Genomic DNA, 14,210 nt, shown 5'->3' on the forward strand with positions numbered 1-14,210 from the left:
GATCTACAGCGACTACGCAGAGTGATGACATTCACCCAATTATGCAGTGTTCTGTTAAGAAACCTGCGTTATCCCACTGCAAAATAGTCTCACAGGCAGATAATCTGCCAGAGATAATTGTACCAGGACGAATTAATCAACAACAAAAACCTTTATTTAACAATGCATTAACTGTTTTAGCGCTAATAGTTACCGCTTTTAGTGGTAACTGTCACTAAAACTGGCCATAACTGCGTTTGATGACAAACAAATGAAAAAATCATGGTTGAATAACGCGATCTGACACAAAAAATCGCTGCGACAGTCTGTTTATAACATGCAATAATCAGCGGCTATTCTGTTATACATCAAGAGTCCAGCACGTTTTCGTACTCATTTTTGCGTAAGGCGAAGGATTATTTTTATGAAGCTGAAGAACACTATTCTGGCGACTACTCTGTTGTCCCTGCTGGCAGCCAACGCATTCGCTGCGCAGGAACTTACGCCAGAAAAAGCGGCCGCGTTGAAGCCATTCGAACGTATTAATATCACCGGCCGTTTCAACGCAATTGGCGACGCTGCCGATGCGGTATCTAAGCGTGCAGATCAGATGGGCGCTGCCTCTTATTACATTCAGGCGATCAACGACAGCAACGGCAACAGCGGTAACTGGCGCGTTACGGCTGACCTCTATAAAGCCGATGCCCCGGCAGCCACAGAGTCAACGACCTACCGTCGTTTCAACGGCGTAAACGAACTGCCAAAAGCAGAAGCGTATAAACTCGAACCCTTCGATACCGTTTCGGTCAGCGGCTTCTTTGCCAGCCAGCCGGATGTAAACGACGCAATTTCGAAAGCCGCAAAACAGAAAGGCGCAGCCTCCTTCTTTATCGTTCGCCAGATCGATGCCAACAGCGGCGGCAATCAGTATGTCACCGCCTATGTCTATAAAGCGGATGCTAAAGAGCGCGCGGTGCAGACACCAAATGCGATTCCTGCCGATTCAGAAGCGGGTAAAGCCGCACTGGCAACCGGTGGCGCTGCGGCGGCTAACGTAGAGATTCCAGGCGTGGCCTCGTCTGAAACGCCAAGCAACAAAGTGGGCCGTTTCTTCGAAACCCAAAGCTCTACCGGCAAGCGCTATACCGTCAATCTGCCAAACGGCAAATCGGTGCAGGAAGTGAATGCCATTACTGCTGCGCAGATGCAGCCGTTCGATACCGTAACCTTCACCGGTCACTTCGGTACGCCAACTGAGATTTCAGAAGAAGTGGCGAAGCGTGCGGCGGACAAAGGTGCTAAGTTCTACCACGTCACCCGCCAGTGGCAGAACCAGAGTGGCGGTAACCTGACCGTCACGGCTGACCTGTTTAAGTAATCCTCCTCAGGGCGGCGCCTGCCGCCCTGCTGTTTGCATAATTCCTGCGCTGTTTTGCATAGTCACGCATTGCCATCCCCTGCCACACTCCGTAAAATCCCTCGCCTGTTTTACCGGATATTGTCCCTGTATTGTGCCTTTGGTGTGACATAACCCAGCGACAAAATCCGATTTACCCAGCCATATATGTTAGCGGGAAGGTTGTTTTGGAGAAAAAATTAGGTCTCGGTGCGCTGACGGCGCTGGTGCTCAGCTCTATGCTGGGCGCAGGCGTGTTCAGTCTGCCGCAAAATATGGCTGCAGTGGCCGGTCCGGCGGCGCTGCTGCTGGGCTGGCTGATTACCGGTGTCGGCATCATCTTTCTGTCGCTGGCGATGCTGCTGCTGACCCGCCTTAAACCCGAGCTGGATGGCGGCATCTTTACCTATGCCCGTGCCGGTTTCGGCGAGCTGATGGGCTTCTGCTCCGCGTGGGGCTACTGGCTGTGCGCCGTGATCGCCAACGTCTCCTATCTGGTGATTGTCTTCTCTGCCCTGAGCTTCTTCACCGATACGCCGGACCGGATTATCTTTGGAGAGGGCAACACCTGGCAGGCGATGCTGGGTGCCTCCGTGCTGTTGTGGCTGGTTCACTGGCTGGTGCTGCGCGGCGTTCAGACCGCTGCCAGCATTAATCTGATGGCGACGCTCGGCAAGCTGGTGCCGCTGCTGCTGTTTATTGTGCTGGCGGTGATGGCGTTCAACTATGATCGCTTCCGCTTTGACTTTTCCGGCGTCACGCTGGGACAACCGCTATGGGAGCAGGTCAAGCAGACCATGCTGATTACCCTGTGGGTCTTTATCGGCGTCGAGGGAGCGGTGGTGGTCTCTGCACGCGCGCGCCAGAAAAAGGATGTGGGCCGGGCTACATTATTCGCCGTGCTGGCAGCGCTGCTGGTCTATCTGCTGGTGACACTGCTGTCGCTTGGCGTGGTTCCACGCGCTGAACTGGCTGAGATGCGTAACCCTTCCATGGCGGGGTTGATGACCCGACTGATGGGCAACTGGGGCGATGCGGTGATTGCGGTGGGTTTGGTTATCTCTGTGTGCGGTGCCTATCTGAGCTGGACGATTATGGCCGCTGAAGTGCCGCTGATTGCCGCGCAACAGGGTGCATTTCCACGCAGTATCGCCCGGCAAAACCGCCATAACGCGCCAGCCGCCTCACTGTGGCTGACCAACGGCAGTATTCAGCTCTGCCTGATCCTGATTGCCCTGACCGGTGCGAACTACAACAACCTGCTGACTATTGCCTCTGAGATGATTCTGGTGCCCTATCTGCTGGTGGGGTTATATCTGATCAAAGTGGTACGCGGACAGCATAAGCCGCTGGCGATGGCGACCGGTATCGGTGCCAGCCTGTATGGCATCTGGCTGCTTTACGCCTCGGGGCCATTGCACCTGATGATGTCAGTGGTGCTCTATACACCGGGCCTGCTGCTGTTTCTGTTTGCACGACGCGGTGGCCGCGCAGAGTTTGCGCTGACCTCGCTGGAGCGGATTGCAATGGGATTGCTGATTGCCGCGACGCTGCCCGCCGTATGGCAACTGACGACTTAGCGCCTGGCCCGGCAGGCGTAATGGTTGCAGACGGACAGCGCGGAGCAACCAGGCGTACAGATAGTCCGTGAGGATGGTGAGCACTGCCCAGGTTCAGACTGAGAAATCAGATAGCCTGATGGGAAAGGCTCTTAGTGCGACTGCACAGGTATTGAGACACACAGCAGGTCATCCTGCTGTGTCAGATTCAGCGGCCTGGAATATTCATGATGGATCGCGTCCAGTTGCTCCGCCGAAAGCGGATAAGGAAGCTGAATATCGAAGCGACTAATCTGCTGTTGTTCCGCAAGGGTAATCAGGCGCGCGATATTAATTTCGTCGCTGACCTGAGTAGAAATGATTTGTAATGCTAATTCTTTTAACGGGTCGTCACTGCCCTGTAAGCGGTGTGCCGATTTACGTGTCACCATGCCAAATATCGGCATCACACCATAAATAGCATCGACGAAGCTCCAGCGCTTTTTGCAGGAAGCGGAGAGAAAGTCACTGTAATTGAAGCAGATGCGGTCGGGGTATATGGCTGATGCCAGCTCTTTATCAGACACACTAACGCTCCTCATGGTAATCATCAATATCCCAAACCTGGCGCAAAAAGGCCGCGCTAATGATTGCACATTTTGCCGGTTATATACCAGCAAGCCACGGATATTTCGTGCGGTAACGTAGAGCTCAGGACCAGGAAAAGATATGCTTCCGTCCATCCCTGTCTCTGCTTTGTGAACTATGAACAAAATTGTTTATGTAGAAGATGAACCCGAAGTGGGCTCACTGATTGCGGCTTATCTGGGTCGTCATGATATTGAGGTGATTGTCGAGATGCGCGGCGACCGTGCTGAAGCGGTCATTGCCGAACAGCAGCCCGATCTGGTGATGCTGGATATCATGTTACCAGGCAAAGATGGCATGACTATCTGCCGTGACCTGCGGGCCAACTGGCAGGGGCCGATCGTGTTGCTCACCTCACTGGACAGTGACATGAACCATATTCTGGCCCTGGAGATGGGTGCGCAGGATTACATTCTGAAAACCACGCCGCCGGCGGTACTGCTGGCCCGCCTGCGCCTTCATCTGCGTCAGTCGCAGCAGGGACAGCCGGACGATGCGCCCAGCGCACCCGCCGCCAACCGTATGCTGCGTTTTGGCTCGCTGACCATCGATGCGCTGAACCGCCAGGTCACGCTGTTTGACGAGCAGATCGCCCTTTCCACCGCGGATTTCGATCTGCTGTGGGTACTCGCCAGCCATGCGGGCCAGACGCTTAACCGTGATGCGCTGCTGAAAACGTTGCGCGGGGTCAGCTATGACGGCCTTGACCGCAGCATCGACGTGGCCATCTCCCGCTTGCGCAAAAAGCTGCACGACAGCGCCACCGAGCCGTTCCGCATTAAAACCATTCGTAACAAAGGCTATCTGTTTGCGCCCCAGGCCTGGGATACCCGCGGACTATGAGAAAGCTTTTTATTCAGTTTTATCTGCTGCTGTTTGTCTGCTTTCTGGTGATGGCGCTGCTGGTGGGGCTGGTCTACAAGTTCACCGCTGAACGTGCGGGCCGCCAGTCGATGAATGACCTGATGGCCAGTTCGCTCTACCTGATCCGCAGCGAACTGCGCGAGATCCCGCCGCGTGACTGGAATAAAACCATCAAGAGTCTCGATCTCGGCCTGTCGTTCGACCTGCACATCGAGCCGATGAACAAATATCAGCTTGATGAAGGCAATATGCGTCGTTTGCGCGCCGGAGAGATCGTGGCGCTCGACGATCAATACACCTTTTTGCAGCACATTCCGCGCAGCCACTACGTATTGTCAGTCGGGCCGATTCCCTATCTCTTCTATCTGCATCAGATGCGACTGCTGGATATTGCCCTGCTGATCTTTATAGGTATGTCACTGGCGCTGCCGGTGTTTATCTGGCTGCGCCCCCACTGGCAGGAGATGCAGCGACTGGAAAAAGCGGCTCAGCGCTTTGGCCGTGGCGAGCTGGACGTGCGCACCCATTTTGACAGCACCTCCAGCCTGTTCCGGCTCGGCATCGCCTTTAACCAGATGGCCGAGAACATCAATACGCTGGTTGCCAGTAAGAAGCAGCTGATAGACGGTATTGCGCATGAGCTACGCACACCGCTGGTGCGCCTGCGTTACCGGCTGGAGATGAGCGACAACCTCACGGATGGCGAACGGGTGGCGTTGAATCGCGACATCGGCCAGCTCGAAAGCCTGATTGAGGAGCTGCTGACCTATGCGCGTCTTGATCGGCCGCGCGTCGATCTCAATCTGAAATCGCTGGATTTAGCCAACTGGCTGCGCGAGCGGCTTGACGATTTCCGCACCATTAATCCCGACGTGCGGCTCGACCTTGAGCTGCCGCAGCGTGAAAACATCGGCATTTCTGATACCCGCCTGATGGAGCGGGTACTGGATAACCTGGTAAACAATGCGCTGCGTTATGCGCAACAGCGGCTGCGCGTCAGTTTGTGGTTCGACGGTCCGATAGGGTGTCTGCAGGTGGAAGATGACGGTCCCGGCATTCCGCCTGAAGAGCGTGAACGGGTTTTCGAACCCTTTGTCCGGCTGGACCCCAGCCGCGATCGCGCTACAGGCGGCTGCGGACTGGGACTTGCGATTGTTCACTCTATTGCCCAGGCGCTGAGCGGCAATGTGACCATTGAGTCCAGTCCACTGGGCGGCGCCAGCGTTCGCTTTTGCTGGCCGGTTGATCTAACCTTGCGGGAAATTCCGCTGCGTTAAAAAACCACAAGGAGTCTTACGTGACCTCAGCGTATCAACAACTTACCAAGACGTTCCAGCGCCTTTCCCGTTTCAGCCACGTCACGGCCATCGCCGGATGTGACATGCAAACCACCATGCCGCCAGGCGGCAGTCAGGCGCGTGGTGAAGCGCTGGCCGAAATGAGCGTGTTGCAGCACCAGATCCTCACTGCCCCTCAGGTTGGTGAGTGGCTCAGGGCCGCGGAGCAGCAGTCACTGAACGATGTTGAGCGGGCCAATCTCAACGAGATGCAGCGCGCTTACCAGCAGGCCACTCTGCTGCCTGATGATTTTGTTGAAGCCAAATCAATTGCCGGTTCGGTATGTGAACATGCATGGCGCACTCAGCGTCCGGCCAACGACTGGCAGGGCTTCGCCGCCAATCTCAAAGAGGTGGTGCGTCTGAGCCGCGAAGAGGCCCAGCGCCGCGCCGACGCCACTGGCTGCTCGCGTTACGATGCGCTGCTGGATCTTTATGAACCGGGGATGACCCGCGCCCGGCTGGATGAAACTTTTGGCGAACTTAAAACCTGGCTGCCCGATCTGTTACAGCAGGTCGTGGAAAAACAGGCGCAGCAGACTGTTGTCACGCCGCAGGGGCCGTTTGCCCTGCCTGCTCAGCGTCAGCTCGGCCTGAGCATCATGGAAACGCTGGGTTTCGACTTTAACCATGGCCGGCTGGATATCAGTGCGCATCCCTTCTGCGGTGGCGTGCCGGAAGATGTGCGCATTACCACCCGTTACAACGAGAATGAGTTTCTCAGCGCGCTGATGGGCGTGATCCACGAAACCGGCCACGCCCGCTATGAGCAGAATCTGCCGCAGCAGTGGCGCGGGCAGCCGGTGGCGCTGGCGCGCTCCACCGCTATCCACGAATCACAAAGCCTGTTTATGGAGATGCAGCTTGGTCGCAGCCGCGAATTCCTGCAGCGCATTTTGCCGCAGGTGATCGCCACCTTTGGCGACCAGCCTGCCCTGCAGGCGGATAATTTTGTGCGCCTGACCCAGCAGGTTAAGCCTGGCCTGATCCGGGTTGACGCCGATGAGCTCAGCTATCCGGCGCATGTCATTCTGCGTTATGAAATCGAGCAGGCGCTGATTGAAGGCGAGATTGAGGTTGAGGATATTCCGGCGCTGTGGGATGAGAAAATGATGCAGTCGCTGGGTCTGGATACCCGGGGTAACTACCGTGATGGCTGTATGCAGGATATCCACTGGACCGACGGCGCCTTTGGCTACTTCCCGACCTATACGCTGGGCGCGATGTACGCCGCACAGCTGTTCCGCTCGGTACATCTTGCGATTCCTCAGCTCAGCGAGCTGATTCAGCACGGTGAGCTGCAGCCGGTATTCGACTGGCTGCAACAGAACATCTGGCAGCACGGCAGCCGTTTCTCTACCGATCAGCTGCTGATCAACGCCACCGGCGAAGCGCTGAATCCGGCTTTCTTCCGCCAGCACCTTGAACAACGTTACCTGAATAGCTAAGCTCTCGGGCGGTCTGCTGACCGCCCTTTCCCGCCTTTGTACAATCGGTTACACGCCGATACCAAACACCCACGGACACCGTTCATTGATATCCCTATAGTCTCTTCACCGGCCCCGCAGTGGGCTACACATGAAAAAATAGTCTTCGAGGGATTTGCAATGAAAAAATTATTTGCACTGGTTGTCGCCGCTGCTATGGGTATGTCTTCTGTTGCTTTCGCTGCTGACACCACAGCTGCTCCAGCTGCTGCGCCAGCCGCAACAACCACTACTACCGCTGCAGCACCGGCTAAAACCGTTCACAAAACTGCGCACAAGAAACACCATAAAGCGGCTCAGAAAGCCCAGGCCGCTAAGAAACACCACAAAAAAGCTGTGAAAAAAGATGCCGCGCAGAAAGCGCAGGCTGCTAAAAAAGTTCACCATAAAAAAGTAGCTAAACCTGCTGCACAGAAAGCCCAGGCCGCTAAAAAAGTTCACCACAAAAAAGCCACTAAACCAGCTGCTCAGAAAGCCCAGGCCGCTAAAAAAGTTCACCACAAAAAAGCCACTCAGGCAGCCGCTCAGAAAGCCCAGGCTGCTAAAAAAGTTCACCACAAAAAAGTAGCTAAACCAGCTGCACAGAAAGCTCAGGCTGCTAAAAAAGTTCACCACAAAAAAGTTGTGAAACCAGCAGCTAAAAACTAAGGTCGCCTTCAGCGCACGGCCACGAGATGATGATTAAAAACACCCGGTTCTGCCGGGTGTTTCTTTACTGGAGTCGATGATATGGTGCGTCGCTATCGCTTCGAAATTATTCTGCTGGTGATGATCCTGTGTGGCATTGTTGCAGCAAGCTTTTTTGTTTAACCGCTGTAGCGTACTGATTAACCAATAAAACTCCCTTTTTCAACGCTCACCGACTATAGTTACCGTACTTACGTAATAACAATAACGTTAATTTTTTCTCGCCATTGAGATTTCTATGCGCCTGGCTACCCTGTTAATGGTTGGACTCTTCAGCTTTGCCACCACGGTTCATGCCGATGATGACGATGACTCGCCTACTCCTGCTGAAATTAAGATGCTGTTTTTCGGTAAGGATCATCGCCAGGCAATCACCGATATTACCGCTGCCCCCTGGGATGCCATTGGTCAGCTTGAAACCGAAAGCGGCAACCTCTGTACTGCCACACTCATCTCTCCGCATCTGGCGCTGACCGCCGGACACTGTCTGCTTGCTCCGCCGGGTAATTTCGATAAGCCGGTTGCGCTGCGATTTATGGCCAGCGATAAAGGCTGGCGCTACGAGCTTCATGATATTGATGCGCGGGTTGAACCCTCGCTGGCGTCAAAGTTAAAAGCGGACGGTGAAGGCTGGATCGTGCCGAGCAGTGCAGCACCCTATGATTACGGCATCGTGATTTTACGCAATCCGCCCTCAGCGATTACGCCTATTCCGCTGTTCGATGGCTCACGCAGCGATCTCACTGCGGCGCTGAAGCTGACCGGACGCAAAGTGACGCAGGCGGGCTATCCGGCTGATCATCTGGACACGCTTTACTCTCACAGCGATTGCCTGATCACCGGCTGGGCGCAGCGCGCCGTGCTGTCGCATCAGTGTGACACCCTGCCAGGTGACAGTGGTTCGCCACTGCTGCTCAACAGCGATAAAGGCTGGCAGTTAATCGCGGTACAAAGCTCAGCACCGGCAGCGAAAGATCGCTACCTGGCTGATAACCGCGCGATTTCGGTCACCTCGTTTAAAGATAAGCTGGAATCCCTGGCGCAGTAGCCCGCACTCTTACCCTCATTATCGGATGCGCGCCGGTTACGGCGCGCATCCCGGCGTTTAACCCGCTATCTGCTCCATCATCTGCAGAATACGCTTATCTGAAATGGGATAAGGCGTACCCAGCTGCTGAGCAAAGTAACTGATTCGCAGCTCTTCGATCATCCAGCGGATATTTTGCACCTCTTCATCATCCTGACGCTGCGGCGGCAGCTTGTTGCGCCACGCCTGATAAGCCTGTTCCACTGCCTGCACTTTTAACATCCGCGCACGATCGCTGTGCGGATCGGCAGGCAGTTTTTCCAGTCGGCGCTCAATCCCATGCAGATAACGCAGGGTATCGGCCAGTCGCTGCCAGCCGTTGCCGGTGACAAAGCCGCGATAAACCAGACCACTTAACTGCGCTTTGATGTCAGATAACGCCAGCGCCATGGTCATATCGACCCGGCCCTTCAGACGCTTATTAATGTTGAAGACTGCCGTCAGGATCTGCTCGACCTGCTTCGCGATGGTCACCACGGTTTCATTGAGTTCGCCGCGCACTTTGTCACGCAACTGCTCAAAAGAGGTTTGATCCCAGGCCGGTCCGCCCGCTTCCCCCATCAGCTTGTCGATGCCACAGGCGATGCAGTCGTCAATCAGCTCCAGCACTTTGCCATAAGGGTTAAAGTAGAGTCCGAGCTTGGCTTTGTTCGGCAGCTTCTCGTGCAGATACTTAACCGGTGACGGCACATTCAGCAGCAGCAGGCGACGCTGACCGCGCCACATCATTTTTTGCTGCTCCTGCTCGCTGTCAAACAGACGAATGGCGACGCTCTCTTTCTCGTCGACCAGCGCAGGCCAGGCTTTAACCTGGTAGCTGCCGCGCTTCTGTTCATAACTGCGTGGCAGATCGCCAAAACTCCAGATATGCAGCCCGCTCTGCTCCAGCCCGTCATCCGCCACTTTCGACAGCGTTTCCTGCACTTTGTCTTTCAGCTGTGCCTTAAGCGCAGTGAGATCTTTACCTTCCAGCAGTTTACGGTTGTGCTCGTCGACTACCCGGAACGTCATTTTCAGATGATCGGGCACCTGTTCCCACTGCCAGTTTTCCCGCTCCAGCGTGACGCCGGTCATGCGGCGAAATTCCCGCGCCAGCGCATCAGGCAGCGGCATCTCCATCGCTTTCACTCTTCCTAAGAACGCCTCGGCGTAGTTGGGCGCAGGCACCAGGTTGCGTCGCAGCGGCTTTGGCAGCGACTTAATCAGTGCGATGATTAGTTCACGGCGTACACCGGGGATCTGCCACTCAAAACCGCTATCCTCTACCTGGTTCAGCAGCGGCAGCGGAATATGTACCGTCACGCCATCCGCATCTGCGCCCGGCTCAAACTGATAACTCAGCTTCAGTTTGAGGTTGCCCTGATGCCAGAAGTTGGGGTAGTCGAGCTGACTGACTTTATCCGCACCCTCTTTGATCAGCATCTGCTTGTCGAAATTCAGCAGTTCTGCGTTTTCGCGACTGGCCAGTTTCCACCAGCTGTCGAAATGCTTCGCCGAGACCACCTCTTTGCCAATGCGCTGGTCATAAAAAGCAAACAGCGTTTCGTCATCGACCAGAATGTCGCGACGACGGGATTTGTGTTCCAGGTCTTCCACTTCGCTGCGCAGCTTCTGGTTTGCACGGAAGAAGGCGTGTCGGGTCTGCCAGTCGCCCTCCACCAGCGCGTGACGAATAAACAGTTCACGGCTCAGGGTGGGATCGATGCTGCCATAGTTAACTTTACGGGCGGCGACAATCGGCAGGCCATAGAGCGTGACTTTTTCGCTGGCCATCACCGCGCCCTGCGATTTCTCCCAGTGCGGTTCACTGTAGCTGCGCTTGATCAGATGCTGTGCCAGCGGCTCAATCCACTCCGGTTCAATACGGCCTGCCGTGCGGCCCCACAGGCGGCTGGTCTCGACCAGTTCCGCCACCATGGTCCACTTCGGCGGCTTTTTAAACAGCCCGGAGCCAGGGAAGATCGCGAAGCGGGTATTGCGCGCGCCGGTATACTCCTGCTTATCGGTGTCTTTCTGCCCGATATGCGACAGCAGACCACTTAACAGCGCGCAGTGGACAGGCTGCAGCTCAGCCGGTTCACTGTTAACCGGAATGCCGAGTTCACGCACCACCTGCCGCAGCTGGGTGTAGATATCCTGCCATTCCCGCACGCGCAGATAGTTAAGGAAATCGCTTTTGCACTGGCGGCGGAAAACATTACCGGACAGCGCTTTCTGCTGCTCCGCCAGATAGTTCCAGAGGTTCACATAGGCGAGGAAGTCGGAGTCTTTGTCGGCAAAGCGCCGGTGCTTTTCATCGGACGCCTGTTTTTTATCTGCCGGACGCTCACGCGGATCCTGAATCGACAGGCCTGCGGTGATAATCATCACTTCACGCACGCAGCCAAATTTCTGCGCTTCCAGCACCATCCGCGCCAGGCGGGGATCCACCGGCAACTGCGCCAGCTGACGCCCGGAACCGGTGAGCTTATAGTGACCGGTCTCTTCGTTCAGGGTCAGCGCGCCCAGCTCTTCCAGCAGGCGGACGCCATCCTGGATATTGCGCTTATCGGGCGCTTCCACAAACGGGAAGGCAGCGATATCGCCGAGGCCCAGCGAGGTCATCTGCAGGATCACTGACGCCAGGTTGGTGCGCAGGATTTCAGGATCGGTAAAGGCCGGACGACTCAGGAAGTCATCTTCCGCGTAGAGACGGATACAGATACCGTCTGAAACGCGGCCGCAACGCCCTTTACGCTGGTTGGCAGACGCCTGTGATATCGGTTCAATCGGCAGGCGCTGTACTTTGGTACGGAAACTGTAACGACTGATACGCGCCGTACCGGGATCGATCACATATTTAATCCCCGGCACCGTCAGTGAGGTTTCCGCGACGTTGGTCGCCAGCACGATACGGCGGCCACTGTGCGACTGAAACACCCGGTTCTGTTCGGCGTTCGACAGCCGTGCATAGAGCGGCAGCACTTCGGTGTGCGGCAGATCGCGTTTGTTCAGCGCGTCGGCGGTATCACGTATTTCACGCTCACCACTCATGAAGATCAGGATATCGCCCCGGCTTTCGCGGCCCAGCTCATCTACGGCATCAAAAATCGCCTGCAGCTGGTCACGATCGCCATCATCCGCCTCTTCGATCACCGGCCGATAGCGCACTTCAACCGGATAGGTCCGGCCTGAGACTTCAATCACCGGCGCATTATTGAAATGACGCGAGAAACGCTGTGGATCGATGGTGGCTGAAGTGATAATCACTTTCAGATCGGGGCGACGCGGCAACAGCTCTCGCAGATAACCGAGCAGAAAATCGATATTCAGGCTGCGTTCGTGCGCTTCATCAATAATGATGGTGTCATATTGCATCAGCAGACGATCCTGCTGGATCTCCGCCAGCAGAATCCCGTCGGTCATCAGTTTAATCTGCGTCAGGTCGCTGACCTGGTCGTTAAACCGTACTTTATAGCCGACGCAGCCGCCCAGCGAAGTGCTGAGCTCATCGGCAATACGGTTCGCCACGGTACGCGCGGCCAGACGGCGCGGCTGCGTATGGCCAATCAGACCCGTCACACCACGTCCCAGCGCCAGACAGATTTTCGGCAGCTGCGTGGTTTTACCCGAGCCGGTTTCACCGGCGACAATCACTACCTGGTGATCGCGAATCGCCTCAGCAATATCCTGCTGCTTCTGACTGACCGGCAGATTGTCCGGGAAGGTAATGGCTGGCGTGGCCGCACGGCGCTGGGCCACGCGCTGCTCGGCAGCGATAAAGTCCTGCTCAAGCTCGCTGGCAATGCCCTGCTGTGCCTCGGGATTTTTAGCTTTTCTGGCACCCTGTAAACGGCGCTGTAACCGCTGGCGATCGCGCAGCATTACACCGTCGAGGCGTGACCAGAGCGCTGCCAGTGGGGATGTATCGGGAGATGACATAATAGTGACGTACCTTACTCAGACGGTGTCGCTGCGCGAAGCAGCGCCCTGCAAGCCGGGATAACCAGCTGATTCAATAAAAATAATTGCGCGCATCATAGCACATTCTGAACTGTTCCGGCGGCTGGCCCCGGTTACGCTTATTCAATAAATTCGAACATGGGTCTCGAAATATTGCGCTTTCACCGCGCCATCGATAACCGTAGAGTGTAAACCATTGAGCGGAAAGTCTTCCGCGTAACAGACAGGAAACCACCATGAGCAAAGTTTTAGTTCTGAAATCAAGCATTCTTGCAGGCTACTCACAATCAAGCCAGCTCGCTGACTTCTACATCGAACAGGCAAAGGCCCAGGGTAAAGAGGTTACCGTACGTGACCTGGCGGCTAACCCAATTCCGGTACTTGATGGCGAGTTAGTGGGTGCAATGCGTCCATCTGATACCCCGCTGTCACCTCGTCAGCAGGAGGCTCTGGACCTGTCTGATGAACTGATTGCAGAACTGCAGGCTCATGATGAAGTGGTGATTGCCGCGCCAATGTACAACTTCAACATCCCGACGCAGCTGAAAAACTATTTCGACCTGATTGCTCGTGCTGGCGTGACGTTCCGTTACACCGAAGCAGGCCCGGAAGGTCTGGTTAAAGGCAAAACGGCAGTCGTTATCTCCAGCCGTGGCGGCATTCACAAAGATACCCCAACTGACCTGCTGACCCCTTACGTCAAGCTGTTCCTGGGTTTCATCGGCATCACTGATGTTGAGTTCGTGTTTGCTGAAGGCATCGCTTACGGTCCGGAAGTGGCCAGCAAAGCGACCGCTGAAGCGAAAGACGCTATCAAGCAGATTGTGACTGCATAAGTCTCACTCATCTCAGGATGACGCTGTAAAAGACCGGGCCATGCGCCCGGTTTTTTTTCGCCGGTTACTGACTGCTCTCTGCCGCTTTTCTCAGCCACTGACCGTTAATGCCGCGCACATATTCCCCCGCTGCCGCACGGCTCACCAGCTTCTGTCCGGCAATACTGGCGACATCGGCCGTGGAGAGATTATTCTGTTCTGCCAGTCGCTGATACTCCTGCTGACGTCCGGCATTAATACGCTGCACCAGTGCCAGCGTTTCACTATCCTGCGCACGTGCCGCCAGATAGCCGGAGAGCGTTTCACCTGCCCGCCCCGATTGCCGCGCCTGATCCAGCGTCAGTGCCCAGGCAGGCTGCGCCATCGTAAGAGCGAGGAACAGCACCGCGCTTATGCGTTTCATCGTTGC

Annotated in this window: 11 protein-coding genes; 8 read left to right on the forward strand and 3 right to left on the reverse strand. The window is 55.7% G+C overall.

Annotated features, from left to right (window positions below; translation table 11 throughout):
• Window positions 1-403 precede the first annotated feature (403 nt).
• Both ydgH and FOV68_RS01950 read left to right on the forward strand, forming a co-directional pair.
• Window positions 404-1,357: a DUF1471 family protein YdgH gene (ydgH, locus tag FOV68_RS01945; RefSeq protein WP_010244673.1), complete on the forward strand. Its 954-nt coding sequence runs from the start codon at window positions 404-406 to the stop codon at window positions 1,355-1,357.
• A gap of 206 nt (window positions 1,358-1,563) precedes the next feature.
• Window positions 1,564-2,955, forward strand: a complete 1,392-nt coding sequence (locus FOV68_RS01950; RefSeq protein ID WP_086905885.1) for a basic amino acid/polyamine antiporter — start codon at window positions 1,564-1,566, stop codon at window positions 2,953-2,955.
• A 131-nt stretch (window positions 2,956-3,086) separates the two neighbouring features.
• Here FOV68_RS01950 and FOV68_RS01955 read toward each other — a convergent pair whose 3' ends face one another.
• Window positions 3,087-3,500, reverse strand: coding sequence for a hypothetical protein (locus FOV68_RS01955; RefSeq protein WP_010244668.1), 414 nt, complete (start codon window positions 3,498-3,500; stop codon window positions 3,087-3,089).
• A gap of 178 nt (window positions 3,501-3,678) precedes the next feature.
• Between FOV68_RS01955 and rstA the strand changes: the two genes are divergently transcribed.
• The 5 genes from rstA to FOV68_RS01980 all read left to right on the forward strand — a co-directional run bounded on the left by rstA (window position 3,679) and on the right by FOV68_RS01980 (window position 8,984).
• Window positions 3,679-4,404 (forward strand): two-component system response regulator RstA, encoded by a 726-nt coding sequence (gene rstA / locus FOV68_RS01960; protein WP_010244666.1) that lies wholly within the window; start codon window positions 3,679-3,681, stop codon window positions 4,402-4,404.
• On the forward strand, window positions 4,401-5,702 hold the full coding sequence (gene rstB / locus FOV68_RS01965; RefSeq protein ID WP_064691342.1) for a two-component system sensor histidine kinase RstB: 1,302 nt from the start codon (window positions 4,401-4,403) through the stop codon (window positions 5,700-5,702). Before rstA ends, rstB begins: the two co-directional genes overlap by 4 nt.
• Window positions 5,703-5,722: 20 nt before the next feature.
• Window positions 5,723-7,210 (forward strand): carboxypeptidase M32, encoded by a 1,488-nt coding sequence (locus FOV68_RS01970; protein ID WP_039392257.1) that lies wholly within the window; start codon window positions 5,723-5,725, stop codon window positions 7,208-7,210.
• Window positions 7,211-7,369: 159 nt separating this feature from the next.
• Complete coding sequence (gene asr, locus FOV68_RS01975; RefSeq protein ID WP_143990240.1) at window positions 7,370-7,897, forward strand: acid resistance repetitive basic protein Asr; 528 nt, start codon at window positions 7,370-7,372, stop codon at window positions 7,895-7,897.
• Window positions 7,898-8,174: 277 nt separating this feature from the next.
• Window positions 8,175-8,984: a serine protease gene (locus FOV68_RS01980; RefSeq protein WP_010670211.1), complete on the forward strand. Its 810-nt coding sequence runs from the start codon at window positions 8,175-8,177 to the stop codon at window positions 8,982-8,984.
• Between the two features lie 57 nt (window positions 8,985-9,041).
• Here the strand turns inward: FOV68_RS01980 and hrpA are convergent, their stop codons facing one another.
• Window positions 9,042-12,944, reverse strand: coding sequence for an ATP-dependent RNA helicase HrpA (hrpA, locus tag FOV68_RS01985; RefSeq protein ID WP_143990241.1), 3,903 nt, complete (start codon window positions 12,942-12,944; stop codon window positions 9,042-9,044).
• A 257-nt stretch (window positions 12,945-13,201) separates the two neighbouring features.
• On the opposite strand from hrpA, the gene azoR reads away from it, so the two are divergent.
• Complete coding sequence (gene azoR / locus FOV68_RS01990; protein WP_010244651.1) at window positions 13,202-13,801, forward strand: FMN-dependent NADH-azoreductase; 600 nt, start codon at window positions 13,202-13,204, stop codon at window positions 13,799-13,801.
• Between the two features lie 64 nt (window positions 13,802-13,865).
• On the opposite strand, the gene FOV68_RS01995 is transcribed toward azoR, so the two are convergent.
• Window positions 13,866-14,204 carry a YdbL family protein gene (locus FOV68_RS01995; protein ID WP_033779117.1) on the reverse strand — a complete coding sequence of 113 codons (339 nt, stop codon included), beginning with the start codon at window positions 14,202-14,204 and terminating at the stop codon, window positions 13,866-13,868.
• Window positions 14,205-14,210: the final 6 nt, after the last annotated feature.

The sequence above is a fragment of the Pantoea sp. paga genome, from assembly GCF_007558755.1.
GTDB lineage: Bacteria > Pseudomonadota > Gammaproteobacteria > Enterobacterales > Enterobacteriaceae > Pantoea > Pantoea agglomerans.

Bases quoted from the DNA above. Each gene is read 5' to 3' on its own strand.
- asr (WP_143990240.1), top strand. From the start codon at position 7,370: ATGAAAAAATTATTTGCACTGGTTGTCGCCGCTGCTATGGGTATGTCT.
- azoR (WP_010244651.1), top strand. From the start codon at position 13,202: ATGAGCAAAGTTTTAGTTCTGAAATCAAGCATTCTTGCAGGCTACTCA.
- ydgH (WP_010244673.1), top strand. From the start codon at position 404: ATGAAGCTGAAGAACACTATTCTGGCGACTACTCTGTTGTCCCTGCTG.
- hrpA (WP_143990241.1), bottom strand. From the start codon at position 12,944: ATGTCATCTCCCGATACATCCCCACTGGCAGCGCTCTGGTCACGCCTC.
- rstB (WP_064691342.1), top strand. From the start codon at position 4,401: ATGAGAAAGCTTTTTATTCAGTTTTATCTGCTGCTGTTTGTCTGCTTT.
- FOV68_RS01995 (WP_033779117.1), bottom strand. From the start codon at position 14,204: ATGAAACGCATAAGCGCGGTGCTGTTCCTCGCTCTTACGATGGCGCAG.
- FOV68_RS01980 (WP_010670211.1), top strand. From the start codon at position 8,175: ATGCGCCTGGCTACCCTGTTAATGGTTGGACTCTTCAGCTTTGCCACC.
- rstA (WP_010244666.1), top strand. From the start codon at position 3,679: ATGAACAAAATTGTTTATGTAGAAGATGAACCCGAAGTGGGCTCACTG.